At 62.2% G+C, this 23,184-nt stretch carries 20 protein-coding genes; 13 read left to right on the top strand and 7 right to left on the bottom strand.

The annotated features are described in order from the left end of the window. Positions 1–384: 384 nt before the first annotated feature. The 4 genes from cysS (at position 385) to V1278_RS26315 (ending at position 4,532) form a co-directional block, all read left to right on the top strand. Positions 385–1,800 (top strand): cysteine--tRNA ligase, encoded by a 1,416-nt coding sequence (gene cysS, locus V1278_RS26330; protein WP_334382707.1) that lies wholly within the window; start codon positions 385–387, stop codon positions 1,798–1,800. Positions 1,801–1,918: 118 nt separating this feature from the next. Further along, positions 1,919–2,431: a GNAT family N-acetyltransferase gene (locus V1278_RS26325; RefSeq protein ID WP_334382706.1), complete on the top strand. Its 513-nt coding sequence runs from the start codon at positions 1,919–1,921 to the stop codon at positions 2,429–2,431. Next, the gene (cimA, locus tag V1278_RS26320; protein ID WP_334382705.1) at positions 2,428–4,026 is read left to right on the top strand and encodes a citramalate synthase; all 1,599 of its coding nucleotides are present in this window, start codon (positions 2,428–2,430) and stop codon (positions 4,024–4,026) included. The genes V1278_RS26325 and cimA overlap by 4 nt, the downstream gene beginning before the upstream one ends. Before the next feature lie 128 nt (positions 4,027–4,154). Further along, positions 4,155–4,532 (top strand): VOC family protein, encoded by a 378-nt coding sequence (locus V1278_RS26315; RefSeq protein WP_334368201.1) that lies wholly within the window; start codon positions 4,155–4,157, stop codon positions 4,530–4,532. A gap of 11 nt (positions 4,533–4,543) precedes the next feature. Here the strand turns inward: V1278_RS26315 and V1278_RS26310 are convergent, their stop codons facing one another. Beyond that, on the bottom strand, positions 4,544–5,149 hold the full coding sequence (locus tag V1278_RS26310; protein ID WP_334368202.1) for a TIGR00730 family Rossman fold protein: 606 nt from the start codon (positions 5,147–5,149) through the stop codon (positions 4,544–4,546). 212 nt (positions 5,150–5,361) lie between these two features. On the opposite strand from V1278_RS26310, the gene V1278_RS26305 reads away from it, so the two are divergent. The 9 genes from V1278_RS26305 (at position 5,362) to V1278_RS26265 (ending at position 16,908) form a co-directional block, all read left to right on the top strand. Further along, positions 5,362–7,350 (top strand): ABCB family ABC transporter ATP-binding protein/permease, encoded by a 1,989-nt coding sequence (locus V1278_RS26305; protein WP_334382704.1) that lies wholly within the window; start codon positions 5,362–5,364, stop codon positions 7,348–7,350. A gap of 57 nt (positions 7,351–7,407) precedes the next feature. Next, positions 7,408–8,106 carry a phosphatidylserine decarboxylase gene (locus V1278_RS26300; RefSeq protein ID WP_028349771.1) on the top strand — a complete coding sequence of 233 codons (699 nt, stop codon included), beginning with the start codon at positions 7,408–7,410 and terminating at the stop codon, positions 8,104–8,106. 73 nt (positions 8,107–8,179) lie between these two features. Continuing rightward, the gene (locus tag V1278_RS26295) at positions 8,180–9,061 is read left to right on the top strand and encodes a CDP-alcohol phosphatidyltransferase family protein (protein ID WP_334384261.1); all 882 of its coding nucleotides are present in this window, start codon (positions 8,180–8,182) and stop codon (positions 9,059–9,061) included. A 129-nt stretch (positions 9,062–9,190) separates the two neighbouring features. Beyond that, a complete protein-coding gene (locus tag V1278_RS26290; protein WP_334382703.1) occupies positions 9,191–9,910 on the top strand; it encodes an RraA family protein in 720 nt (239 codons plus the stop codon). 39 nt (positions 9,911–9,949) lie between these two features. Then, positions 9,950–10,918 (top strand): Bug family tripartite tricarboxylate transporter substrate binding protein, encoded by a 969-nt coding sequence (locus tag V1278_RS26285; protein WP_334382702.1) that lies wholly within the window; start codon positions 9,950–9,952, stop codon positions 10,916–10,918. A gap of 212 nt (positions 10,919–11,130) precedes the next feature. Then, on the top strand, positions 11,131–11,904 hold the full coding sequence (locus tag V1278_RS26280; protein ID WP_065745280.1) for a motility protein A: 774 nt from the start codon (positions 11,131–11,133) through the stop codon (positions 11,902–11,904). A gap of 33 nt (positions 11,905–11,937) precedes the next feature. After that, the gene (locus tag V1278_RS26275) at positions 11,938–12,765 is read left to right on the top strand and encodes an OmpA/MotB family protein (RefSeq protein ID WP_028349766.1); all 828 of its coding nucleotides are present in this window, start codon (positions 11,938–11,940) and stop codon (positions 12,763–12,765) included. Positions 12,766–12,923: 158 nt separating this feature from the next. Continuing rightward, the gene (locus tag V1278_RS26270) at positions 12,924–14,825 is read left to right on the top strand and encodes a potassium transporter Kup (protein WP_334368209.1); all 1,902 of its coding nucleotides are present in this window, start codon (positions 12,924–12,926) and stop codon (positions 14,823–14,825) included. Between the two features lie 157 nt (positions 14,826–14,982). Then, a complete protein-coding gene (locus tag V1278_RS26265) occupies positions 14,983–16,908 on the top strand; it encodes a potassium transporter Kup (protein WP_334382701.1) in 1,926 nt (641 codons plus the stop codon). A gap of 51 nt (positions 16,909–16,959) precedes the next feature. Here the strand turns inward: V1278_RS26265 and V1278_RS26260 are convergent, their stop codons facing one another. From V1278_RS26260 to soxC, 6 genes are all read right to left on the bottom strand, one after another. Then, entirely contained in the window at positions 16,960–17,652 is a 693-nt protein-coding gene (locus V1278_RS26260) for a cupin domain-containing protein (RefSeq protein ID WP_334382700.1), read from the bottom strand. A gap of 95 nt (positions 17,653–17,747) precedes the next feature. Beyond that, positions 17,748–19,031 carry a tetratricopeptide repeat protein gene (locus V1278_RS26255; protein ID WP_334382698.1) on the bottom strand — a complete coding sequence of 428 codons (1,284 nt, stop codon included), beginning with the start codon at positions 19,029–19,031 and terminating at the stop codon, positions 17,748–17,750. Between the two features lie 23 nt (positions 19,032–19,054). Next, the gene (locus V1278_RS26250; RefSeq protein WP_334382697.1) at positions 19,055–19,930 is read right to left on the bottom strand and encodes a glycine reductase; all 876 of its coding nucleotides are present in this window, start codon (positions 19,928–19,930) and stop codon (positions 19,055–19,057) included. A gap of 82 nt (positions 19,931–20,012) precedes the next feature. Continuing rightward, on the bottom strand, positions 20,013–21,233 hold the full coding sequence (locus V1278_RS26245) for an MFS transporter (protein WP_334382696.1): 1,221 nt from the start codon (positions 21,231–21,233) through the stop codon (positions 20,013–20,015). 65 nt (positions 21,234–21,298) lie between these two features. Further along, positions 21,299–21,862, bottom strand: a complete 564-nt coding sequence (locus V1278_RS26240; RefSeq protein WP_334382695.1) for a c-type cytochrome — start codon at positions 21,860–21,862, stop codon at positions 21,299–21,301. Next, a complete protein-coding gene (soxC, locus tag V1278_RS26235; RefSeq protein ID WP_334476182.1) occupies positions 21,849–23,087 on the bottom strand; it encodes a sulfite dehydrogenase in 1,239 nt (412 codons plus the stop codon). The genes V1278_RS26240 and soxC overlap by 14 nt, the downstream gene beginning before the upstream one ends. Positions 23,088–23,184 lie beyond the last annotated feature (97 nt).

Here is a 23,184-nt window from a genome sequence, read left to right as displayed (position 1 = left end):
CGGCTGCGAATGGCGGGGTTCGGCGGCCTGATCGCCCCCAAATCGGGCACAAGCAAGGCCTTGACGCCGTGCTTGCGATACCGCAATGGTTGGAACCATGAACGGTCTCCTCGCCATCTGCGCCATTTGCCGCAAGATTATTAGCTAGCGATTCGCTGGCTGAGGCCGTCTTTTCTCAAAAATGAGATCACTGGACGCCCGGCCGGCAGCGCACCGGCTCTCGCATTCGCATGTTCTTGCGGCGAATGGGGTTGCGAATGCGAGAGCAGGTGCGCTGCAAGAAACTAAAAGTTTAGTGCCGCCTGCGATTTGAAGTTCCTGGTCGATCTCGCTGCTACCCCTGCAGGAACTTCAAATCGCCCGCGGCACTGGGATGGGTATGCCATGGAATTGCGTCTCTACGATACGTTGACCAAGGAGAAGCGGCCGTTTGTGCCGCTCGATGCCGATAACGTTCGCATGTATGCCTGCGGACCGACGGTCTATGACTTCGCCCATATCGGTAATGGCCGCGCGGCGATCGTGTTCGACGTGCTGTTTCGCGTGCTGCGCCATCGCTACGGCGCCGATCACGTGACCTATGTCCGCAATGTCACCGATGTCGACGACAAGATCAATGTGCGCGCCGCGCGCGACTATCCCGGCGTGCCGCTGAACGAGGCGATCCGCAAGGTCACCGAAGAAACCTATCGGCAATACCAGGACGACGTCACGGCGCTCGGCTGCTTGGCCCCGACGGTGCAGCCGCGCGCGACCGAACACATCCCGGAGATGCGGGCGATCATCGAGAAGCTGGTCGCCGGCGGCTTTGCCTATGTCGCCGAAGATCACGTGCTGTTTTCGCCGCAGGCGATGAACGAGGCCAATTCCGTGATGCCGCGCTACGGCGCGTTGTCAAAACGCTCGCTCGACGAGATGATCGCCGGCGCCCGCGTCGATGTTGCTCCCTATAAGCGTGACAACACCGATTTCGTGCTGTGGAAGCCATCGAAGCCTGGCGAGCCGTCCTGGCCGTCGCCTGCGGGCATCAAGGTGGAAGGCCGCCCCGGCTGGCACATCGAATGCTCGGCGATGGCCTGGAAGCATCTCGGCGAGAAGTTCGACATTCATGGCGGCGGCATCGATCTGGTGTTTCCGCACCATGAGAACGAGCTCGCGCAGACCTGCTGCGCGTTCCATTCCGACCGCATGGCGAATGTCTGGATGCACAACGGCTTCCTGCAGATCGAGAGCGAGAAGATGTCGAAATCGCTCGGCAACTTCTTCACGATCCGGGAATTGCTGGCCGATTGGCCGGGCGAGGTGCTGCGATTGAGCATGCTCAAGACGCATTATCGTTCACCGCTCGACTGGACCCTGAAGGGTGCGGAAGAGAGCGCGAAGACGCTCGACGATTGGTATGCGATCGCAGCCGACGCCGTCGCCAGCGAGCCGTCGCCGGCCATGATCGAGGCGCTCCATGACGACCTCAACACAGCGCTGGCGATGGCTGTCCTGCACAGCCTGCGCAACGCGGCGGCGTCCGGCGGCGCGCGGGAACGCGGCGAGTTTGCGGCCTCGCTCCGCCTGCTCGGCTTCCTCTCGATGAGCGCTGCGGAGTGGAAGGGGCGGAAGGAGCAGGCGAGCGGCATAGATGCAGAGCGCGTCGACCGCCTGATTGCGGAGCGCGCGGCGGCGCGCGCGCGGAAGGACTTCAAGGAATCCGACCGTATCCGCGATGAGCTCGCCGCCATGGGCGTTGCCATCAAGGACGGCAAGGATGCCGATGGTAAGCCCGTGACTACCTGGGAGATTGCGTGATGACCAAGCCCGACACGCCTTTCCCGAAACACTGGCTCTATTATATCGCGCTGAAAATCATGCTGATTGCCGCCGCCGTAGCGCTGGCGACGAAGCTGTACGGATTATGGTAGCGACGATGGGACAGGCATTGCCAAAACCCGGCTTGCGGCCGTTTTTGCCGGCGGATGTTCCAATGCTGGCGGCGATCTTCGTTGCCGCCATCGAGGGGCTGACCGGCGACGATTATAGCGAGGCGCAGCAGGAAGCCTGGGCACAGGCGGCCGACGACGAAGACGCGTTCGGCAAGAAGCTCGCCGGGCAGTTGACGCTGATCGCGACCATCCAGAACGCGCCGGTCGGCTTCGCCTCGCTGAGGGGCGCTGACCATATCGATATGCTCTACGTGCATCCGAGCGTAGCCGGGCAGGGCGTGGCCTCGATGCTAGTCGATGCGCTGGAGAAGCTGGCGGGCGCGCGCGGCGCGAAGACCCTGATGGTCGATGCCAGCGATACAGCCGAGCCGTTGTTCAGAAAGCGCGGCTATACCGCGAAGCAGCGCAACACGGTTTCGCTCAACGGCGAATGGCTCGCCAACACCACGATGCAGAAGACGCTGGCGACAAGCGCCGCGCCGGGAGCGCCGACATGAGCCGCGAACGCCTCTATCTGTTCGACACCACGCTGCGCGACGGCGCGCAGACCAACGGCGTGGATTTCACGCTGCACGACAAGCAGATCATCGCGCAGATGCTCGATGAACTCGGCATCGACTACGTTGAAGGCGGTTATCCCGGCGCCAATCCGACCGACACCGAATTCTTCGCCGAAAAGCCGCAACTCGAACATGCCAAATTCACCGCGTTCGGCATGACGCGCCGTCCCGGCCGTTCCGCCTCGAACGATCCGGGGCTGGCCGCGCTGATCGAGGCCAAGGCCGATGCGATCTGCTTCGTCGCAAAGTCCTCGGCCTATCAGGTGCGGGTGGCGCTCGAGACCACCAACGAGGAAAACCTCGCCTCGATCTGCGACAGCGTCGCTGCTGCGAAGGCCGCCGGGCGCGAGGTGATGGTCGACTGCGAGCACTTCTTCGACGGCTACAAGGAGAATGCCGATTTCGCGCTCGCCTGCGCCAAGGCAGCCTATGATTCCGGGGCGCGCTGGGTGGTGCTGTGCGATACCAATGGCGGCACCATGCCGCACGAGATCGAGACCATCGTCGGCGCTGTCACCAAGCACATCCCGGGCAGCCATGTCGGCATCCACGCCCATAACGACACCGAGCAGGCGGTGGCCAATTCGTTGGCCGCGGTGCGCGCGGGTGCGCGGCAGATCCAGGGCACGCTGAACGGGCTCGGCGAACGCTGCGGCAATGCCAACCTCTGTTCGCTGATCCCAACGCTGCGGCTGAAGAACGAGTTCTCCGACGCGTTGGAAATCGGCGTGACGGACGAGAAGATGGCGACGCTGATGAAGGTGTCGCGCACGTTGGATGACATGCTCAACCGCGCCCCGAACCGCCACGCGGCATATGTCGGCGAAAGCGCCTTCGTGACCAAGGCCGGCATCCACGCCTCTGCGATGATGAAGGATCCGCACAGTTATGAGCACGTTTTGCCGGAAGCGGTCGGTAACCATCGCAAGGTGCTAGTGTCCGACCAAGCCGGCCGCTCGAACGTCATGGCCGAACTCGACCGCGCCGGCATCGCCTATGACAAGAGCGATCCGAAGCTGGCGCGCCTGGTCGATGAACTGAAGGAGCGGGAAGCGGCCGGCTATGCCTATGAGTCCGCCGATGCTTCGTTCGATCTGCTGGCGCGGCGCACGCTCGGCCGGGTGCCGGAATATTTCAACGTCGAGCAGTTCGACGTCAATGTCGAGCAGCGCTACAATGCCAACGGCCAGCGCGTCACGGTGGCGCTCGCGGTGGTGAAGGTCGATGTCGCCGGTGAACGCCTGATCTCGGCGGCGGAAGGCAACGGCCCCGTCAACGCGCTCGACGTCGCCTTGCGCAAGGATCTCGGCAAGTACCAGAAGTACATCGAGGGGCTGAAGCTGATCGACTACCGCGTGCGTATCCTCAATGGCGGCACGGAAGCGGTGACGCGAGTTTTGATCGAGAGCGAGGATGAAAACGGCGATAGCTGGATCACAGTCGGCGTCTCGCCCAATATCATCGACGCCTCATTCCAGGCGCTGATGGATTCGGTGGTCTACAAGCTGGTGAAGTCAGGCGCGCCGGCGTGAGGTGCGCGATGACGGTGTAACCGCCGTCATTGCGAGGAGCGCAGCGACGAAGCAATCCATCCCGCCGCGAAGAAAGTATGGATTGCTTCGCTTCGCTCGCAATGATGGGAGAGGCCAGAGGTAACTCCATGATCGATCATATCTCCGTCGGCGTCAGCGACCTCGAACGTTCAGCGCGCTTCTATGAAGCAACCCTCGCAGCCCTCGGCCTCTCACGGCTCGTCACCCGTCCCGCAACCATCGGCTTCGGCAAAACCTACCCCGAATTCTGGATCAACCTGCGCGCCGGCATGGCGTCGGTCGCGCCCGAAAGCGGCACCCATATTTGCCTTCGCGCGAAAACAACTGATGATGTCGATGCGTTTCACGCAGAAGCGCTGAAGTCCGGCGGCCGTTCCGACGGCGCGCCGGGCATTCGGCCGCATGATCGCGTCAAATATTACGCCGCCTTTGTCATCGACCCCGATGGCAACCGCATCGAAGCGGTAACGTTTCCGAGCGAGTGAGCCGAGGAGGCCTAAAGCCTCCGCGCCACTTCCGGCGCAAGCTTCTTTGTCGCCGCCGGCGTACGGGCGGCGTGGGCACTCAGGCGCGGCAGGATGTCTTCCACGCGGTCGGCTATCAGCACGTCAATTGGGAACGCCGGGCGGATAAATTCGGTCGCGCGCATATGCGCGAGCAGCGAGAGCAGCGGTTCCCAGAAGCCGTCGATGTTGGCGAGCAGCACCGGCTTGGAGTGGCGGCCGAGTTGCTGCCAGGTCATCTGCTCGACCAGTTCTTCCAGCGTGCCGATGCCGCCGGGCAGCGCCACGAAGGCGTCCGAGCGTTCGAACATCAGCCGTTTGCGCTCGTGCATGTCAGGCGTGACGATCATCTCCTGGACACGCGACAGCGCAAGTTCACGCGATTTCAAAAAATCTGGGATGATGCCGGTGACGAGGCCGCCATGATCCAGGGTGGACTTGGCGATCTCGCCCATCAGCCCGACCGATCCGCCGCCATAGACGAGGCGGATACTGTTCTCGGCAAAAGTTTTTCCCAGGGCTTGGGCAGCTTCGACAAAACGGGGATTGGAGCCGGCGCCGGAGCCGCAATAGACACAGACAGTTTTGATTTGATCCATAACGACCATGTGGCACTGCACCCAGGAAACCTCAAGTCTGATTGATTTCGCTGATGCAGCAGAAATAGGCCCGAAATCAAACCAAACGGGGGAAAGATTTATCTTTCAAGGCTGTACGGGAGAGTTAAACGCTTTATATGACGGGCCTATGCAGATCATCAGAAACCATCTGACGGCGGTCGGTGCGCCATCTTGCGTTGGGCGCGACAGCGATGGCTGATTCTGATTCGCACACCGATATCGCCCAACTGCCGGCCGACAACGCTCCCGAAAAGGCGACCCTGATCGGGACGCTGGTTCACCTGTGGCCCTATATCTGGCCCGGCGACCGCGCGGACCTGAAAATGCGCGTCATCTGGTCGATGGTGCTGTTGCTCGCGGCGAAGCTCGCGACGCTGACGGTGCCGTTCACCTTCAAATGGGCGATCGATGCGCTCAACGGCATGGGCACGGCACCGGTCGAGGCCTCGAACTGGATGCTGTGGCTGATCGCCTCGCCACTGCTGATGACCGCAAGCTACGGCGCGGTGCGGGTGCTTATGGCGGTGCTGACGCAGTTTCGCGACGGCATCTTCGCCCGCGTCGCCATGCATGCGGTGCGCAAACTCGCCTACATCACCTTCGTTCACATGCACGAATTGTCGCTGCGCTTTCATCTGGAGCGCAAGACCGGCGGCCTGACGCGCGTCCTGGAGCGCGGCCGCACCGGCATCGAGGTGATCGTGCGGATGGTGATCCTGCAACTGATCCCCACCATCGTCGAGGTCTCGCTTCTGATGGCGGTGCTGCTGTGGCAGTTCGACTGGCGCTATGTGCTGGTCACCGCGATCACGGTCGTGATCTACATGTACTACACCTACATCGCGACCGAATGGCGGATCGAAATCCGCCGCAAGATGAACGATTCCGACACCGAAGCGAACACCAAGGCGATCGACTCGCTGCTCAACTACGAGACGGTGAAGTATTTCAGCGCCGAGCAGCGCGAGGCCGAACGCTACGACCGTTCGATGGAGCGCTATGAGCATAACAGCGTCAAGACCTATACCTCGCTCGCGGTGCTCAACACCGGGCAGGCGGTCATCTTCACCATTGGCCTCACCGCGACCATGCTGATGTGCGCGCTGGGCGTGCGCAACGGCACCAACACGGTCGGCGATTTCGTCATGGTCAACGCCATGATGATCCAGCTCTACCAGCCCCTGAACTTCATGGGCATGGTCTATCGCGAGATCAAGCAGGCGATCATCGACATCGAGAAGATGTTCAACGTGCTGTCGCGCAATCCGGAGATCAAGGACATCGAGGGCGCCGCGCCGCTCGTGGTCAGCGCCGGCAATGTGCGCTTCGAGGACGTGCGCTTTGCCTATGATCCGGAGCGGTTGATCCTCAAAGGCCTCAGCTTCGAGGTGCCCGCCGGCAAGACGGTCGCGATCGTCGGTCCCTCAGGCGCCGGCAAGTCGACGATTTCACGGCTGCTGTTCCGCCTCTACGACGTCTCCAGCGGCAAAATCCTGATCGACGGCCAGGATATCAGAAACGTCACGCAGGCGAGCCTGCGCGCCTCGATCGGCATGGTTCCGCAGGATACCGTGCTGTTCAACGACACCATCCGCTACAACATCCGCTACGGCCGCTGGGACGCCGGCGATACCGAGGTGGAAGAGGCGGCGCAACTGGCGCAGATCGACAGCTTCATTCGCAACTCGCCCAAGGGTTACGAAACCCAGGTCGGCGAACGCGGCCTGAAACTGTCGGGCGGCGAGAAGCAGCGCGTGGCGATCGCGCGCACGGTGTTGAAGGCGCCGCCGATCCTTGTCCTTGATGAGGCCACTTCCGCGCTCGACAGCCACACCGAGCACGAAATCCAGGAAGCGCTGGAGCGCGTCTCGCGCGGCCGCACCTCGCTGGTGATTGCCCACCGGCTGTCGACGATCGTTGGCGCCGATGAAATTATCGTGCTGGATCAAGGGCGCATCGCCGAGCGCGGCACCCATGTCGGGCTTTTGGCAGCCGGCGGGCTTTATGCCAGCATGTGGAATAGGCAGCGCGAAGCCGAGGCGGCGCGGGAGAAGCTCGCGCAGATCGACGACGGCAACGAAGCGCCGAACCGCGCCCCGCCGCCGGTCGATGATCCGCTCAATGAGCCGGCCGGCGATCAGCCAAAATCCAAAGATCCCTTGGCAACCGCCGCGGAATAATCCAAATACGCCGCTACTTCCAAAGGCAGGAAGCTGGCCAGACAACAGTGAGCCTCAATGTCGATTGCGAACTCCATCCGCGCGCAGATCCCACCGATCCACTCGGAGGGCTATCCGTTCATCGGCGGCTTTGCGCTGGCCAGCCTGATCCTGTTCTGGCTCTGGACGCCGCTGGGTTGGATCGGCACCATCCTGACCGTCTGGTGCGCGCTGTTCTTCCGCGATCCGGTCCGCGTGACGCCGGTGCGCGACGGCATCGTGGTGTCGCCGGCCGATGGTCGCGTCTCGATGGTTGCTCAGGTGCTGCCGCCGGCCGAACTCGGCCTCGGCGATAGGCCCTTGCCGCGCATTTCGATCTTCATGAGCGTGTTCAACTGCCACGTGAACCGCAGCCCGGTGACCGGCCGGATTGACCGTATCGCCTACCGGCCCGGCACCTTCATCAATGCCGAGCTCGACAAGGCCAGCGAAGACAATGAGCGCAATTCGCTGGTGATCTCGACCACGAACGGCCGGATCGGCGTGGTCCAGATCGCCGGATTGGTAGCGCGGCGGATTGTCTCATTCGTGCGCGAAGGCCAGTCGATCGGCGCCGGCGAGCGGTTCGGCCTGATCCGTTTCGGCTCGCGTCTGGACGTCTATCTGCCCGAAGGCACGAGATCGCTGGTTTCGGAAGGCCAGACGGCGATTGCCGGCGAGACGATTTTGGCCGATTTCGGCTCGACCGAGCAGGGCCGGACTTTTCGCGCCGATTAACCAATTCGGCGCCTAAATGGCTAGGCGGCTGCCAATGGCAAACCGGGCCGGCGCTTGCTATATAATGGCTGGCATGCTGATCCCGGACCCCAAATACCCTGAACTGCGCCGCCGCCGGTTTCGCCCGATCCCGGTGCGGATGCTGGTGCCCAACGTCATCACCTTGCTCGCGATCTGCGCCGGGCTGACGGCGATCCGCCTGTCGATCGAAGGGCGGATGGAGCTCGCGGTCGCGGCGATCGTATTCGCGGCGGTGCTTGACGGGGTCGACGGGCGCGTGGCGCGCATGATCAAGGGCCAGTCGAAATTCGGCGCCGAGCTCGACAGCCTGGCGGATTTCGTCAATTTCGGCGTCGCGCCCGGCCTGATGCTGTATTTCTGGCAGCTCCAGGAATTGAACAATGGCGGCTGGATCGCCGCGATGGTGTTTGCGATCGCGGGCGGCCTGCGGCTTGCGCGCTTCAACGCCAGCATCGACGATCCGAACAAGCCTGCCTTTGCTGCGAACTATTTCACCGGCGTGCCGGCGCCGGCCGGCGCGATCCTTGCGATGCTGCCGTTCTATCTGGCGTTTCTCGGCGTCCCCAAGCCGCCGGCAATGCTGACCGCGGCCTATACGTTGCTGATCGCGTTCCTGATGGTGTCGCGGCTGCCGGTATTTTCCGGCAAGACGGTGAAGATGCGCGTGCCGCCGGAAATGGTGTTGCCGGTCTTCGTCTCCGTGGTGTTCTTCGTCGCGCTTCTTATCGGCTACCCCTGGCACATCCTCTCGATCGGCTCGGTGCTCTACCTCGTGAGCCTGCCCTGGGGCTGGAAATCCTATCGCGATCATGAGCGCAACGCCGCCCTTGCCGCACAGCCGGCTCCGACGGCTGAAACCACGGCGTCATCTCCGGCGACATTCTCGCCGACCCCCAGCGAAACCGAGGACGAACGGCCGGCGCGGCTGAACTGAGCGTCCTCGCCACTCTCCGATATGGCTGCCATGAGCGCTGCCGAGTTGGGTTCTCCTCCAATCTCGGCTATAGGGCTTAGCGAACTACGGCCTCAAAGAGCCGGGCCGAAAAAATCAGGAGAGAACGCCGTGAACAAAGCCGTTACCGCCCCGCTGCCTGCTTCCGTCCTCGAGGCGCTGGCGCGCTACGACACCCCGACGATCTGCAATGCGATGGAGATCGTGGCGCCGGAGCGCCGCCTGATCGGCTACACCACCAAGCCGCTGGTCTGTCCGTTCCCCGATCTGCCGCCGATGGTCGGCTACGCCCGCACGGTGACGATCCGCTCGGTGCTCAAATCCACGCTTCCCGCCGATGAGCAGGCGAAGCGCCGCATCGCCTATTACGAATATGTCGGCACCGGCTTCGGCCCGCGCATCACCGTGATCCAGGATATCGATGGCGCCGATGTCGGCTATGGCGCGTTCTGGGGCGAGGTGCAGAGCAACGTGCACAAGGCGCTCGGCTGCCTAGGCGTTATCACCGACGGCTCGATCCGCGATATCCCGCAATGGGCGCCGGGCTTCCAGGCTTTGGCCGGTTCGATCGGACCGTCGCATGCCTGGGTCCATGCCGAACATTGGGGCGGCGAGGTGCGCGTCGCCGGCATGACGGTGCATTCGGACGATCTGATCCACGCTGACCAGCACGGCGCCATCGTGATCCCCATCGACATCGCGGCAAAGGTTCCGGAGGCCGCCGAACTCTGCGGCCGGCGCGAGACGCCGATCCTGGAGATCGCGCGCAGCCCGGACTTCACGCTGGAAAAACTGAAAGAGGCGCTGAAGCGCTCGGCGGAGATTCACTGACGAAAAGTCGGATCTAACAAACGGGCGAGGGGGAGCGCTATGAGACGGTTCTGGGCGGCACTGTCATTATCGTTCCTTCTCGGTGTCGCAGCCGTGCAGGCACAAACCTATCCCTCGCGGCCGATCACGCTGATCGTGCCGTTCCCGCCGGGCGGATCGACCGATACCGCCGCGCGGATCATGGGCGAGCGGATGCGGGCAACGCTCGGCCAGTCGGTCGTGATCGAAAATGTCGGCGGCGCCGGCGGTAGCATTGGCGTCGGTCGCGTCGCCCGCGCTGCGCCTGACGGCTATACCTTCGACATCGGCCAGTGGGACACCCACGTCGGCAGCATCATCTACAAGCTCGACTACGATCTCGAAAAGGATTTTGAGCCGATCGCGCTGGTCTCGAACAACCCGCAGCTCATGGTCGCCAAGAAGGACCTGCCGGCGAACACGCTGGCCGAACTCGTCGCGTGGATGAAGGAAAACCCCGGCAAGATCAATTTCGTCAACCAGAATGCGGCGGCGAACGTCACCGGCGTTTTGTTCGAGAACCTGACCAAGCAGAAGGTGCAGTTCATTCCCTATCGCGGCGCCGGGCCTGCGATGACCGATCTCGTCTCGGGCACGGTCGATCTCTTGGTGGTGCAGGGCGCGGTGGCGCTGCCGCAAATCCGCGCCGGCAAGATCAAGGCGCTCGCCAACCTTTCGCCGACGCGCTCGGCCTCGATGCCGGACATTCCGACCGCGGACGAGAGTGGCGTACCCGGTCTCTACATGTCCGGCTGGTTCGGCTTCTGGGCGCCGAAGGGCACACCGAGAGAGATCATCGCCAAGCTCAATGCGGCGACAACAGAGGCGCTGGCCGATCCCGCGATCCAGAAGCGTTTTACCGAACTCGGACTCGACGTCGCTCCGCGCGCGCAGCAGACGCCGGAAGCATTGGCCGCCTTCCAGAAGGCCGAGATCGAAAAATGGTGGCCGATCATCAAGTCAGCCGGCATGGGCACCCAGGCGCAGTGACGACGAGGGAATGCCAGCCGCGTGCCGGCGCATTATGGTTAGCGAATCCTTGCGACCGTGTGGCCGCCGCCCCGCATTTTTACGATCCCTGTTCGAGTTTAACCTTTACGGCTCTTTAATTGCGCGGTCGTAGGGTTCCTCTGCGCCAGCTCCGAATGGAGCGCGCGACCGGTCAGGATGGCCGGTAATTTGCGTACGCGTTGGAGTTCAGAATGGATATCACCACGCTCGTTGGCCTGATCGTCGGCATTATTGTACTGTCGACGCTGATCTTGATGGGCGGTGACTTCCGGATGTTCTACGACATCCATGCCGTCATCATCATCTTCGGCGGTTCGTTCGCCGCAACCCTGATCCGCTTTCCGCTCAGCGCAATCCTGCACGGCATGCCGCTCGGCGCGAAATTCGCCTTCACCATGAGCCGGCTCTCGGCGCGCGACCTAGTCGACGAACTGGCACGCATCGCGGAAATCGCACGCAAGCAGGGCCCGGTCGGACTGGAAAAGGTCGAGACCGACGAGCCGTTTCTCGCCAAGGGCATCCGCTACGTCGCCGACGGCTACGACCTCGAGTTCATCCGCGACAACATGGAGCGCGATCGCGACAACTTTCTGATGCATCTGAACGAGGGTTCGAAGATCTATCGGGCCATCGGCGACTGCGCGCCGGCATTCGGCATGATCGGCACGCTGCTCGGCATGGTGCAGATGTTCTCGAACATGTCGGATCCCTCGAAGCTCGGTCCCTTTATGGCAGTGGCCTTGCTGGCAACACTTTACGGTGCGCTGGTGGCGAACCTGATCTGCCTGCCGATCGCCGACAAGCTGCATGGCAAGCTGATCGACGAGGAAACCAACCGCACGCTGATCATCGACGGCATCCTGATGATCCGCGATTCCAAGAGCCCGGCCTTGGTGCGTGAAATGCTGTTGGCCTATCTGCCCGAAAAGCACCGCCACGAGGAAGGCGAACTGGTTCCGGCCTGATCGGCTGATAGCATCAAGGCGCGGACATAAAGCATGGCCAAGAAAAAACGCGAAGAGGCGCATGGCGGTCACGGCTGGTTCGTGACGTTCGCCGATCTGATGGCGTTGTTGCTGTCGTTCTTCGTGATGCTGGTTGCGTTCTCCAGCCAGGACCAGCAAAAGCTCAAGATCGTCGCCGGCTCGATGCGCGAGGCGTTTGGCGTGCAGACCGAGTCCCGGCATTCGGGAATCGTCGAATCCGACGGCCTGCCGACGCGGCCGAAGCTGAAGAACGTCGAGCATATTCCGCCCGAGGATGCCTCCAATACCCCGACGCCCGACGACAAGGACCGTCAGCGCGAAAACGGCGCCCGCTTGAAAGTCGATCGCGAGTTCGCGCTCGCTGCGGCTTCGTTGCGCCAGGCGCTGCAGGACATGCCGGAATTGACCGAAATGTCCAAGAACATCATGTTCGAGGAAACCAAAGAGGGGCTCAATCTGGAAATCGTCGACCAGGATGGCCGCTCGATGTTCGCCGACGGCTCCAAGGTGCCGTACGACCGCACCCGCCGGCTGATCCAGAAACTGGCCGTGCCGCTGAAGGCGACGCCGCTGCGGCTCAACATTGTCGGCCACACCTCTGCCGGCTTCCTGCCGTCACGCGGCGAATATGGCGCCTTCGATCTGTCGGCGGACCGCGCCAATGCCGTGCGCCAGATCCTCGAACGCGAAGGACTGCCCGCATCCCACATCTACGCCGTCGGCGGCAAGGCCGACAGCCAGCCGCTGTTTCCCGACGATCCGACGCTGCCGGCAAACCGTCGCGTTACCATCACGTTGATGCGCGAAAATCCACCGCTTCCGCCTAACCTGAAGCCGTAATACGGTTCGACTACCATAATACCAGCGTGGCGCTGTGGCTACTTTGCGCCAGTCCCGGATCGCGCGTGGTGCTATGGTCGCGCGATGATTGACAGGCAACGCGGAAGCGCCGATAGCCGCCCGGATCAAATCAACGACGAGAACGTTCCTTCTCCATCATGACTGTCAGCGTCACATCTACCGAAGCAGCCCATGATGGGCATGCCACCTCCGGCTTTTGGGCCCTGACGCTGGGCAGTATCGGCGTGGTGTTCGGCGATATCGGCACTTCGCCGCTGTATGCGTTCCGCGAGGCCGCCACCCACGCGGCCGAAGGCCAGCCGGTATCGCGCATCATTGTACTCGGCGTGCTCTCGCTGATCCTGTGGTCACTGTTGATCGTGGTGACAGCCAAATATGTGCTGCTGCTGTTGCGCGCCGACAACAACGGCGAGGGCGGTACGCTGTCCCTGATGGCGTTGGGTCAGCGGGCGCTGGGCCGGCGGAGCTTGCCGCTATTGGCGCTCGGCGTGGTCGGCGCGTCGATGTTCATCGGCGATTCCATGATCACGCCGGCGATTTCGGTTTTGTCGGCGGTCGAAGGTCTCAAACTGGTCACGCCCGCGCTCGAACACTATGTGGTGCCGCTGACGATCTTCATCCTCGTCGTGCTGTTCTCGGTGCAGAGCAGCGGCACCGCGCGCGTCGCCTCGGCCTTCGGCCCGGTCACGGTGGTCTGGTTCGTGACGCTGGCGGTGATGGGCCTCGTCCATATCTCTGACGATCCCACGGTGCTCTACGCGATCAATCCCTGGTATGGGATCCAGTTCATGCTGTCCCATGGCGTCATCGGTCTGGTGACGATGGGCCTGGTGTTTCTGGCGGTGACCGGCGGCGAGGCGCTTTACGCCGACCTCGGGCATTTCGGGCGCAAGCCGATCCGGGCCGCATGGCTCTTTTTCGTGTTGCCGTCGTTGCTGATCAATTATTTCGGACAGGGCGCGCTGGTCTTGTCCGATCCGTCGGCGATCGAAAACTCATTCTACCGGATGGTCCCGGAGATGTTGTTGATCCCGCTCGTGGTGCTGGCGACCGCCGCCACCGTGATCGCGAGTCAGGCGGTGATAACGGGCGCCTTTTCCCTGATCCGCCAGGCGGTGCAGCTCGGCCTGTTGCCGCGCTTCGAGGTTCGCTACACCTCCGAGGCCCATGCCGGCCAGATCTACCTGCCGCGGGTCAACCGGATGCTGCTGATCGGAGTGGTTCTGCTGGTGCTGCTGTTCCGCACCTCCAGCGGTCTTGCCTCGGCCTATGGCATTGCAGTCTCCACGACCATGGTGGTCGACGGCATCATGGGCTTTGTCGTGATCTGGAAGCTGTGGAACTGGCGCGCGGCGACAGCGGCGGCCGTGATACTGCCCCTCGTCGTCGTCGACATGAGCTTCTTTGCCGCAAACCTCCTGAAGCTGTTGGAAGGCGCCTGGGTGCCGCTGCTGTTCGGCGTTGCGGTCGCCGTGATGATCTGGACCTGGCGCCGCGGCGCCGCGATCCTGACTGCCAAGACGCGGCGCATCGAGGTGCCCTTGATGGACCTGATCAAGAGCCTGGAAAAGCGCCCGCCGCATATCGTCAAGGGCACGGCGGTGTTCCTGACTTCGGATCCGAGCTTCGTGCCGACCGCGCTGATGCACAATCTCAAACACAACAAGGTGCTGCACGAGCACAACGTGATCCTGACCATCGAAACCGCACAAACGCCGCGGGTCGATGTTTCAGAGCGCGTCAAGATGGAAACCATCAGCGAGAAGTTTTCTACCGTCCGGCTGCGGTTCGGCTTCATGGAATCCCCGAACGTGCCCAAGGCGCTGGTGATCGCGCGCAAGCTCGGCTGGCAGTTCGACATCATGGCGACCTCGTTCTTCGTGTCGCGGCGGTCGCTCAAGCCCTCGGCGCAGTCGGGCATGCCGCTCTGGCAGGATCATGTCTTCATCGCGATGAGCCGGTCGGCGAACGATGCCACCGACTACTTCCAGATCCCGACCGGGCGGGTCGTAGAAGTGGGTACCCAAGTAACCATCTGATTTCAGATGGAAAATTGGCCGAAGCCTTCGCCGCCATCTATGCGGAAAGCGCATACCGGAGGCCTGGATTCCGGCTAACCTGCCCGTCCGTCCCGGGAGTATAGGGCTGCGCTTCTGCACTTGTGCAGTGCGGTAAGGAACCGAGGCCCCCCATCTCATGTCAGTCCAGTTTGCGATCCCCGCGGCGGAAACGCCCGCGGCCAACGGTCATGGCGAAGCGCATTCCACCGCCACCTTCAAGGCGCTGATGCTCGGCAGCATCGGCGTCGTCTATGGCGACATCGGCACCAGCCCCCTGTACGCGCTGCGCGAAGCGGTGGTCGCCGCCAGCGAGACTGCGGCCGGTGCCACGCCACAGGCCGTGCTCGGCGTGCTCTCGCTGATCCTGTGGGCGCTGATCGTGGTGGTGACGCTGAAATATGTCGTCATCCTCTTGCGTGCCGACAACAATGGCGAGGGCGGAACGCTGGCACTGATGGCGCTGGCGCAGCGCGCGGTCGGCAAGGGCGGGGCGGCGATCGTGCTGCTCGGCATCATCTCCGGCGCGCTGTTTTATGGCGACGCGGTTCTTACGCCGGCGCTGTCGGTATTGTCGGCCATCGAGGGCATCAAGCTCGTCACCGTCACCTTCGAACACTATGTCGTGCCGCTGACGGTCATCATTCTGGTGGCGCTGTTTGCCGTGCAATCCCGCGGCACCGCGCGCGTCGCCGCGTTCTTCGGACCGGTGATGTGCGTCTGGTTCGCTGTCATCGCGGTCGCAGCCGTGCCGCAGATCATGCGGCACCCCGAGGTGCTGCACGCACTCAATCCGCTCTACGCCGTTTCCTTCATGCTCCATCACGGCATGATCGGTTTCATCACGCTCGGCGCGGTGTTTCTTGCCGTCACCGGTGCGGAAGCGCTCTATGCCGATCTCGGCCATTTCGGCAAGCGGCCGATCCAGACCGCCTGGCTCTTCATCGTGCTGCCGTCGCTGGCGATCAATTACCTGGGGCAGGGCGCGCTGTTGATCGCCGACCCCAAGGCGATCGAAAACCCCTTCTTCCTCATGTTCCCGGACTGGGCGCTGATCCCGATGGTGGCGCTTGCGACAGCGGCGACCGTGATCGCGAGCCAGGCCGTCATCACTGGCGCCTACTCGCTGACGCGCCAGGCGATCCAGCTCGGGCTGCTGCCGCGGTTCGAAATCCGCCATACCTCGGAAGCGCATTCCGGGCAGATCTACATTCCCCGCATCAATCTGCTGCTGTTCGTTGCGGTGATTTTGCTGGTGGTCCTGTTCCGCTCCTCGAGCGGGCTGGCTTCGGCTTACGGAATCTCCGTGACCGGCACCATGGTGGTTACGGCCATGATGGGCTTTGTCGTGATCTGGCGCGTCTGGAAATGGTCGCCGATCGCGGCCGCAGCCCTGATCGCTCCGTTCCTGTTCCTCGATGTCACCTTCCTCGCCGCCAATCTGTTGAAGGTGTTCGAGGGCGGCTGGGTGCCGCTGGCGCTCGGCGGCATCGTGATGCTCTTGATGTACACTTGGCGCCGCGGCAGCCGGCTGTTGTTCGAGAAGTCGCGCAAGCTGGAATTCCCGCTGGCCGATCTGGTCGCGATGCTGGAGAAGCGTCCGCCACAGCGGGTCCCCGGCACGGCCGTGTTCCTGACCTCCGATCCCGAATGCGCGCCCACAGCGCTGATGCACAGCCTGAAGCATTACAAGGTGCTGCATGAGAAGAACGTCATCCTCACCATCGAGACTGCGCCGACGCCGCGGATCGACGATGCCGAGCGGGTGCGGATGGAGCAGCTCAGCGAGACCTTCTCCCGGGTGACGCTTCGGTTCGGCTTCATGGAATCGCCCAACGTGCCGAAGACGCTGGCGATCGCCCGCAAGCTCGGCTGGCAGTTCGACATCATGTCGACGTCGTTCTTCCTGTCCCGCCGCGCGCTCAAACCTGCCGCGCATTCGGGCATGCCGCGCTGGCAGGATTTGCTGTTCATCCGCCTCAGCCGCGCCGCCAACGACGCCACCGACTATTTCCAGATTCCGACCGGACGCGTGGTGGAAGTCGGAACGCAGGTCACGATCTAGGGAAGAGCTCAATTCGGATTCGAGGAGCTTTTCTTACTTTGTTGTTCCCGGTTAGGCTGCTGGTTTGCCGGGAAGCCGACAGACATCCGGATGCAGCAGCGGCGCCTCCTTCGTCCAGATTTTCGCACCTTGCGAACCAACTCTCGCGTTCAAGTCGACGCCGGCGGGCAGGCGGCCCCAGCTCTGCGGCTCCAGCGCTTCGCTCCCGATCGTTAGTCCCCCCGATAGAACGAAAAACTCCAACCCGCGCGTGTTCGCAACGCTGATGGTTTTACTTGGCTCCCATTCTTCCAGACGCACCTCCTCATGCCCATCTTCGAACAGGACGGTTGCTTTCATTGCGCCAGGCCGCGGCTCGACCTGTTCTCCCTGACCTGGTCGACGCACGATCTGAATCTGGTCCCCGTCACGGAACTGCCACAGCCTGACGAAGATGGTGCAGCCATCCTTCGAGGCGGGGACATGCGACGTGCCCGGAGGATTACGAAAATAGGTGCCCGCGGGGTAATCACCATGCTCGTCCTGAAAGGTGCCTTCCAGGACGACAATTTCTTCTCCACCGCTATGCGTATGACGCGGGAAAGCGCTGCCGGGAGCATAACGCACAACCGATGTGGCGCGCGCGACTTCCCCGCCAATGCGGAACAGCATGCGCCGATCAACGCCGGCCGACGGACTGGCTACCCAGTCCATTTTCGCGGCATGAACGAAAACTGGCTTTGACAGGTCATCGTTAATGCGCATCGGTGCTCTCCCTCATGGTAGCACTATACAAGACTTGGCGCTTCACTACCTCGGCTCTTTTGCCGTTGCTCGCGCCTAGCTGCAGTGTGCCCGCTTTAGATTCCGGCGAGCGGAAGTCCGCTCGCCGCATTCTGAGGTCGTCGTAACGCGATCAGGCGCCGCGCTTCGTCGGCGCGACCACTGCGCAGCAATGCGCTGGTCACGGAATATTCCAAGAGGTCGCGCTGCGCGCGACTACCTCCGACCCTTTCATGGGCCTGCAAAACCGGCTTTAGTTCATCGACGACCCGTGTCCAGTCACCCCTCGCTAAACCGTCGAAGCCGCGCGCAATCGGTACCAGAATGTCCGCAGCGGGTCCCTTTGGGTTCTCGATCATCCTCGCAAGTGCCTCCGCATCGCCAGCCATTGCAAAGGCAAGTGCACTGTGCATATCGGCAAAGATGATCCCTGAATTTGGAAACCACTTCGCCGCATACTGGCTGATTTCTCTCCACAATTCCGGAGATCGCGGCTCACCTGCCATCTCGGCCCGTGCAAGGAACGAAGCGCAGTCGGTGAGAACATTTATCTGTGGTCCCCACGAACCGCCCGGATGCAGCGCTTCGCGATAGATCTTCCATGCCCGATCGCGCCTGCCGGTCTCCAACGACCAGAGGGCAAGATGCCAGCTTATATGGCAATGCAGTTGTCCCTCTCGCGGGTAGGCGGCGTTCCATTGGTCGAGATAGGCGAGCCCTTCTTCGCGCTGCCCCTTCTCGTAGAACAGGTGGGCCTTGATATGCGCAGCGTGTGCGTTGCGAGGAAAGCCGCGAAGTGCGGCCTCGATATTCTTGAAACCACTGTCGAGCTTATGCAGCTCGATTTCGGCAAACGCGAGCACCGTTCGAAACCACCAGTCATCGTCATAGTTCGTGGCCAGCGGCTCCAGCAGTGCTAGCTGCTCGACCTCGCGCCCGGACCTACCGGAGAAGCCGATCAGACCGAAAACACCGGTGGCCGGCGCCAGCACCATGGCGTCGCGGGGCCAGTCCTTGATGTGTTCGGTTATCATCGAAACAGCCTCAGCGCCCCGACCGCCCAGGATTTTGGCAAAGATCGCAATATGACTTTGCTCGCGCGCTGTCGTGGCTGGGGCGAGCGCCAACGCGCGTTCGAGCGGATCTTTTGCTTCGTGGCCCCGACCGAGAACCTGCAAGCTCCGCGCAAGCGCGATGTGTGCAAGGGCAAAGTTTTCATCGGCGGCGATCGCCTCACGGAACGCTTGATCAATGCCCCAGCCGGCCGATAACAGCTTGTCAACGCCGACGATATAAGCGTCGCGGGCATTGCTGGAGCTTGTGCTCAACGTGTTCCCGTATCGGTCTTCAAAAGCGCTCACGAAATTTCTCATCGAGTTCGCAGTCATTCGGATGATTCTCTGTCGGCAGCCGCCTGCTTGGATTGCGCCTGCTTACGGCGCCGCTCATCGCCTAGTTTGAGCAGTCGCTCTCGATCTGCGGGCGTGACCCGACCGTATCGAGCCCGCCAGACGGCTCCTTCTTCGTTCCAGGCAAATGGCGCCCTGACAGTTGTTCGCGGCGCCTTCGATGTCTCAAAAAGGGCGAGCGCCTGGCGCACGATCTCGCGCTGCATGTCGGGTTGCCAAGGATGCCCGCACGGATTGCCCAGCGGAAAATCCGTGAAGTAGAACCGTGGAACGCCGCAATGCTCGACAACGTCCAGCGCCGAACCGATAATGACGGTCGGAATTCCATTCGCTTCGAGATGACGAGCCACCAGGCTCACGGTCTGGTGACAAACGGGGCAAAGGGGGCAAAGGATTGCAGCATCCGCTCCATCTTGTCGAACGCGCGCCAGGATTTCGGGCGAATCCTTGGTCACCGTTTTTCGCTGGCTGTATTCTGTCGGAACACCATGAAAGCGCGGCGTCAGTCCGGCGATGACTCCTTCAGCGACTAATTCGAAAACGGCTTCTATCGGCAAGAAGCTGGCCCGGTCATTGGTGTGGGTCGACTCCTTGTCCCACGCAACATTGTCGGTAAACAGCTTCTCCGGCGGCGGCGAAACGACGCCTGACCACACCCGCTTCACCCCATCAAAATCCAGCGGACTAGCCGTGGTAATCAGTGCGATGCGTAGCTCCGACAGTGGCTTGGCAGGCCGGGTGAAGGGGACATCATCAAAGCTCACCCAGACATAGTCGTTGGCGTAACCGAGAGCACGGTAATAGTGGCGCGTGCGCTCAATATATTGCACTGGGGCGTCTGCTTCGTTCATGTCGCATCTCCTCGAAACGTTTCTTACGCAAGCCGGCTGGCTTGAACACTTTGTATCGGCAAGGCGGCAAGCGCCGTGCTGGTCAGGTTTGCTGTAGGTTGCCTCGATACGAAAACCCAATTAGCGCCAACAACGCGATCAGCAGTGGTACGAACGACAGAACCAAGACAGTCGACCAGCCGAAGGACGATAGCAGCCCGCCGGAGAGGAATGAACCGACCGTCATCGTGCCAAAGACGACGAAGTCATTGAGCGACTGGACTCGCGCCTTTTCCTCGGGACGATGGCATTCCAGAACCATGGCCGAAGCACCGATGAAGCCGAAATTCCAACCGATCCCGAGCAAGATCAGCGTCGCCCAGAAATGCGTGACATCGATGCCAAGCAGACCCACCGACGATGAGGCAGCGATGAGCGCCAGCCCGACGGCGACGACAGCGGATGAACCGAACCGCGTGATAAGGCGTCCTGTCCAAAAGCTGGGGGCGTACATCGCGATGACGTGCCACTGCAGACCAAGATTGGCTGACTCCTGGGACAACCCGCAGAATTTCATCGCCAGCGGGGCTGCCGTCATGATGAAATTCATGAGCAGGTAGGAAACGACCCCACAGATCACTGCCAGGATGAAACGCGGCTGGTAGGCGATCACAGCGAGCGGCCTTCCAGCGCCTCGCTCAGTTGCAGTCGGCGGAGGAAGCTGAACGCCCGCCAGGATGACTGCGGAGAAAGCCGCAAGCGCCGCTTGGCCAATAAACGTCGCAGCGAAGAGGTAAGGCCCCCACAGGTTCATGGTGTGCGTCACAAGTTGTGGACCTATCACACCAGCGAATACACCGCCGGCCATCACAGCGGAAAGAGCACGGGGCCGCCGTTCCGGCGCTGCGCAATCGGCCGCGGCAAAGCGGAAGGAGAGCACCACGGCGGCGTAGGCGCCCCCGAAAAAGGTCGACGTGCAGAACAGCGGAAACGACCCCTGGAGGACCGCAAGAAACGCGATCAAGCCCGCGAGGATGCCGCTGCCCGCACCGAGCAGGAATGTTGTACGCCGACCATACCGTTCGGCGACGGCGCCCGCCGGCAGTGTGCAGAGGGCCATGCCGACGACAAAAACGGAAACCGGCAGCGTCGCCAGCGTCCTGCTGGGCGCCAGCATGTCGCCAACGACAGCCCCGGTTGCGTAGACGACCGTAGAATTGGCGCCCGCGAGAGCCTGAGCGACAGCAAGCCTTACGACATTGCTGCGCTCTCGGCGAAAGGCTGTCGCCGCCTCATGGTTGAGCGCGGGAAAATTGAAGTTCATGCTGCGACTGCTCCGCCAGTCAATGAGATGTCCCGCGATCAAGCTCGGCATCGGCGTAGACCCGGCTATTTGCAATCCGCCTTGCATTTCAAGCCCTCGGTGTCGGGTCGCCCATCGGCAATGAAGCCTTCCGCGTTGGGCATCTTCACCTTCTTCAATTCCTGCGCATCCATGACCGCCTGCCGCGGGACGATGTCGTTGACGTAGAGCAGGTAGGCCACGACCGAATAGACTTCGTCCGCCGTCAACGAGTTCGGCGCGGTGAACGGCATGGCTCGATTGACGTAGTCGAAGATCGTTGTTGCGTAGGGCCAGTAACTGCCGACCGTCTGAACGGGCTTTGGCGTCGCCAGCGTACCCTTACCGCCCACGAGGCGGTCGAAGCCTTTCGCCGGGTTCTGTCCCTTCTCGCCATGACAGGCGGCGCATTGCTCGGCATAAACCTTCTCGCCTTGCTCGACGGTACCCTTGCCTGGCGGCAACCCGGCGCCGTCCGGCCGCACGTCGATGTCCCACCCGCGGATCTGTTCCGAAGTGGCCGGCGTGCCGAGGCCGAGCCGCGCTTGCTGCGCGAGCGCAGAACCGGCGACGAAGAGCAGGGCAACAACGGAGGCGCTAAGTGCTCGCATTGGTGACGACTCCATCAGCAGCGACCTTCCAGCCTTGAATTGCATTGAAGTGGTACCGGGGATTTGTTCCCCGCGCGGCAATCAGGCTCGAACGGGTGGGCTGCATCCAGCCCTTGTCGTCGTAAGCTCTGCTTTGGATCTCCAGAGGCTGGCCCTGCCAGTTGAATGGCAGTCGGAAACGGGTCAGACATTTGTCGAGGACGGGTTCCTGGAGCGTGGCCCGCCGCCATGTGGCACCGCCGTCAACGGAAACGTCGACACGCGTGACGTGGCCACGTCCGGACCAGGCGATTCCAGAGATTTCGTAGAACCCCGGGGCCTTGAAGCTGCGATCGGCATTCGGGAAGGTCACCACGGACTTTACGTCCATCTCGAATGCGAATTGATACGCCTTGCCGTTCGCAAGCAGGTTGGTGTAGCGCGCGGTCTCTTCTCGTGTATGCCACGGACGATCGCCGATCTTCAGGCGACGCAGCCATTTCACCGACATATTTCCCTCGAAGCCCGGAAGGAACAGCCGGACGGGATAGCCTTGCTCCGGTCTCAGCATCTCGCCGTTCTGGGCATAGACAAGGAGCGCATCGTCGAGCGCCTTTTCAATCGGCACACTGCGCGTCATGGCGGCCGCATCGGCGCCCTCGGCCAAGATCCATTTGGCGTCTGACTTCAGTCCGACCTCTCCCAAGATCGTCGAGAGCGGCACCCCGGTCCATTCGCAACAGGACAACAGCCCGTGCGTGCGCTGGACAGAATGGTAGCCGGACTTTCTCCATTCGGTGGAGCTGTTGCCGGAGCATTCCAGGAAGTGAATACGGGTGACCGCAGGAAACCGAAGGAGTTCGTCCATCGTTAAGATCAGCGGCCGATCCACCAGGCCGTGGATCAGCAAGCGATGCTGATCGGGTGCGATTTCGGGGACGCCGGCGTGATGACGTTCGAAGACGAGGCCATTCGGGGTGATGATGCCGTGCAGGTTCTGCAACGGCGTAACGCTAAAGGCCTCGGTGTCGGTGGCGCGAGGCTCCCGAATGCGGCGCACGACATCCTTCTCGAATTTCGACGGCAGTCCGTAGGCCGGCGACAGAATTGGTCTACCCTGTTCATGCATCCATTCGGGAACGTTCGGCGGAGCGGCGCCGGCTCGGGCCTCGCGGGAATTGGTGGACAAGCCGCCGATTGCGATCGCCGCCCCCGATGCCAAGATTCTTCGTCGGCTTACGCTCATTGCGCTTTCCCTCCCTTGGTCTCGGTAGCGCCTGCGTAGCGCGCTGGACTGAACGGCACTTGCACGCTTGGGCCCGCCAGCAGCGGCGCTGCTTTCA

The sequence above is a fragment of the Bradyrhizobium sp. AZCC 1577 genome (genome assembly GCF_036924575.1).
GTDB lineage: Bacteria > Pseudomonadota > Alphaproteobacteria > Rhizobiales > Xanthobacteraceae > Bradyrhizobium.
This window is presented reverse-complemented; position numbering and strand designations above follow the sequence as displayed.

Coding starts and splice junctions, on each gene's coding strand:
- cysS (WP_334382707.1), top strand. CDS start 385: ATGGAATTGCGTCTCTACGATACGTTGACCAAGGAGAAGCGGCCGTTT.
- V1278_RS26325 (WP_334382706.1), top strand. CDS start 1,919: ATGGGACAGGCATTGCCAAAACCCGGCTTGCGGCCGTTTTTGCCGGCG.
- cimA (WP_334382705.1), top strand. CDS start 2,428: ATGAGCCGCGAACGCCTCTATCTGTTCGACACCACGCTGCGCGACGGC.
- V1278_RS26315 (WP_334368201.1), top strand. CDS start 4,155: ATGATCGATCATATCTCCGTCGGCGTCAGCGACCTCGAACGTTCAGCG.
- V1278_RS26310 (WP_334368202.1), bottom strand. CDS start 5,149: ATGGATCAAATCAAAACTGTCTGTGTCTATTGCGGCTCCGGCGCCGGC.
- V1278_RS26305 (WP_334382704.1), top strand. CDS start 5,362: ATGGCTGATTCTGATTCGCACACCGATATCGCCCAACTGCCGGCCGAC.
- V1278_RS26300 (WP_028349771.1), top strand. CDS start 7,408: ATGTCGATTGCGAACTCCATCCGCGCGCAGATCCCACCGATCCACTCG.
- V1278_RS26295 (WP_334384261.1), top strand. CDS start 8,180: ATGCTGATCCCGGACCCCAAATACCCTGAACTGCGCCGCCGCCGGTTT.
- V1278_RS26285 (WP_334382702.1), top strand. CDS start 9,950: ATGAGACGGTTCTGGGCGGCACTGTCATTATCGTTCCTTCTCGGTGTC.
- V1278_RS26280 (WP_065745280.1), top strand. CDS start 11,131: ATGGATATCACCACGCTCGTTGGCCTGATCGTCGGCATTATTGTACTG.
- V1278_RS26275 (WP_028349766.1), top strand. CDS start 11,938: ATGGCCAAGAAAAAACGCGAAGAGGCGCATGGCGGTCACGGCTGGTTC.
- V1278_RS26270 (WP_334368209.1), top strand. CDS start 12,924: ATGACTGTCAGCGTCACATCTACCGAAGCAGCCCATGATGGGCATGCC.
- V1278_RS26265 (WP_334382701.1), top strand. CDS start 14,983: ATGTCAGTCCAGTTTGCGATCCCCGCGGCGGAAACGCCCGCGGCCAAC.
- V1278_RS26260 (WP_334382700.1), bottom strand. CDS start 17,652: ATGCGCATTAACGATGACCTGTCAAAGCCAGTTTTCGTTCATGCCGCG.
- V1278_RS26250 (WP_334382697.1), bottom strand. CDS start 19,930: ATGAACGAAGCAGACGCCCCAGTGCAATATATTGAGCGCACGCGCCAC.
- V1278_RS26245 (WP_334382696.1), bottom strand. CDS start 21,233: ATGAACTTCAATTTTCCCGCGCTCAACCATGAGGCGGCGACAGCCTTT.
- V1278_RS26240 (WP_334382695.1), bottom strand. CDS start 21,862: ATGCGAGCACTTAGCGCCTCCGTTGTTGCCCTGCTCTTCGTCGCCGGT.
- soxC (WP_334476182.1), bottom strand. CDS start 23,087: ATGAGCGTAAGCCGACGAAGAATCTTGGCATCGGGGGCGGCGATCGCA.